This is a genomic window from Streptomyces sp. NPDC005805, from assembly GCF_040630445.1.
Classification (GTDB): domain Bacteria; phylum Actinomycetota; class Actinomycetes; order Streptomycetales; family Streptomycetaceae; genus Streptomyces.
This window is the reverse complement of sequence record NZ_JBEXXN010000120.1, coordinates 1-2,301: the sequence shown is the minus strand read 5'-3', so window position 1 is coordinate 2,301 and position 2,301 is coordinate 1. Positions and strand designations below refer to the sequence as shown.

Annotated in this window: 2 protein-coding genes; both read right to left on the bottom strand. The window is 70.2% G+C overall.

What is annotated here, in order from left to right; genetic code table 11:
* Positions 1 to 746 (bottom strand): 2-oxoacid:ferredoxin oxidoreductase subunit beta (locus ABZ457_RS30600; RefSeq protein WP_359164330.1); only part of this gene is annotated, 746 nt, incomplete at its 3' end.
* On the bottom strand, positions 739 to 2,301 hold a 1,563-nt coding region (locus ABZ457_RS30595), incomplete at its 5' end, for a 2-oxoacid:acceptor oxidoreductase subunit alpha (RefSeq protein ID WP_359164327.1). The genes ABZ457_RS30600 and ABZ457_RS30595, both read right to left, overlap by 8 nt.

Below are 2,301 nucleotides of genomic sequence, written 5' to 3'. Positions count from 1 at the left end.
CGGACCGGCTGCCCGTGCTCCAGCCGGATCACCGCCTCCTCGGCCCGCTGCTTGTCCTTCAGGGCGTCGAAGGCGCCGTCGTTGAAGATGTTGCAGTTCTGGTAGATCTCCACCAGCGCCGTGCCCTCGTGGTCGGCCGCCTGGCGCAGCACCTCGGTCAGATGCTTGCGGTCGGAGTCGACGGTCCGGGCGACGAAGGTGGCCTCCGCGCCCAGTGCCAGGGAGACCGGGTTGAAGGGCGCGTCCAGGGAGCCCATCGGCGTCGACTTGGTGATCTTGCCGACCTCGGAGGTGGGGCTGTACTGCCCCTTGGTGAGCCCGTAGATCCGGTTGTTGAACAGCAGGATCTTGAGGTTCACATTGCGGCGCAGCGCGTGGATCAGATGGTTGCCGCCGATGGAGAGGGCGTCGCCGTCACCGGTGACCACCCACACCGACAGGTCCCGCCGGGAGGTCGCGAGACCGGTGGCGATGGCGGGGGCCCGGCCGTGGATGGAGTGCATCCCGTAGGTGTTCATGTAGTACGGGAAGCGGGAGGAGCAGCCGATGCCGGAGACGAAGACGATGTTCTCCTTCGCCAGGCCCAGTTCGGGCATGAAGCCCTGCACGGCGGCGAGGATCGCGTAGTCGCCGCACCCCGGGCACCAGCGCACCTCCTGGTCGGACTTGAAGTCCTTCATGGACTGCTCGGCCTCGGCCCGCGGCACGAGGGAGAGCAGGGTGGGCGCCTCGGTGGTCTCAGTCATCGATGGCCTCCTTGAGGGCCGTGGCCAACTGCTCCGCCTTGAACGGCATTCCGTTCACCTGGGTGTAGCTCACCGCGTCGACCAGGTACCTCGCCCGGATCAGGGTGGCGAGCTGGCCGAGGTTCATCTCCGGCACCACGACCTTGTCGTACGCCGTCAGGACCTCGCCGAGGTTGCGCGGGAACGGGTTGAGGTGGCGCAGGTGCGCCTGGGCGATCGGCACCCCGGTCCGGCGCAGCCGGCGCACCGCCGCGGTGACCGGCCCGTAGGTGGAGCCCCAGCCGAGGACCAGGGTGCGCGCGCCGTCCGGGTCGTCGACCTCCAGGTCGGGGACGGCGATGCCGTCCACCTTGGCCTGCCGGGTGCGGACCATGAAGTCGTGGTTGGCCGGGTCGTAGGAGATGTTCCCGGTGCCGTCCTGCTTCTCGATGCCGCCGAGGCGGTGTTCCAGACCGGGGGTGCCGGGGACGGCCCAGGGCCGGGCCAGGGTCTCCGGGTCCCGCTTGTAGGGCCAGAACACCTCGGTGCCGTCGGCCAGTTCATGGTTCGGGCCGGTCGCGAACCGGACCCGCAGATCGGGCAGTTCGTCCAGGTCGGGGATGCGCCAGGGCTCGGAGCCGTTGGCGAGGTAGCCGTCGGAGAGCAGGAACACCGGCGTCCGGTACGCCAGGGCGATCCGGGCCGCGTCGATCGCCGCGTCGAAGCAGTCGGCGGGGGTGCGCGGGGCGACGACGGGGACGGGGGCCTCGCCGTTGCGCCCGTACATCGCCTGGAGGAGGTCCGCCTGCTCGGTCTTGGTCGGCAGGCCGGTCGAGGGGCCGCCGCGCTGGATGTCCACCACCAGCAGCGGCAGCTCCAGCGAGACCGCCAGGCCGATGGTCTCCGACTTGAGGGCGACGCCCGGCCCGGAGGTCGTCGTCACCGCCAGCGCACCGCCGAAGGCCGCCCCGAGGGCCGCCCCGATCCCGGCGATCTCGTCCTCCGCCTGGAAGGTGCGCACATCGAAGTTCTTGTGCTTGGAGAGCTCGTGCAGGATGTCGGAGGCCGGGGTGATCGGGTACGAGCCCAGGTAGAGCGGCAGATCCGCCTGCCGGCTCGCCGCGATCAGCCCGTAGGAGAGGGCGAGGTTCCCGGAGATGTTGCGGTAGGTGCCCGGGGGGAACGCGGAACCGGCCGGGCCGACCTCGTAGGAGACCGCGAAGTCCTCGGTCGTCTCGCCGAAGTTCCAGCCGGCGCGGAAGGCGGCGATGTTCGCCTCGGCGATCGCCGGCCGGGAGGCGAACTTCTGCCGCAGGAAGCGCTCCGTGCCCTCCGTCGGCCGGTGGTACATCCAGCTCAGCAGGCCCAGCGCGAACATGTTCTTGCTGCGCCCGGCCTCCTTGCGGGACAGGTCGAAGTCCTTCAGCGCCTCGATCGTCAGCGTGGTCAGGGGTACCGGGTGCACCCGGTAGGCGTCCAGGGAGCCGTCCTCCAGCGGGGAGGTCTCGTAGCCGACCTTGGCCATCGCGCGCTTGGCGAACTCGTCCGTGTTGACGATGATCTCGCCGCCGCGGGG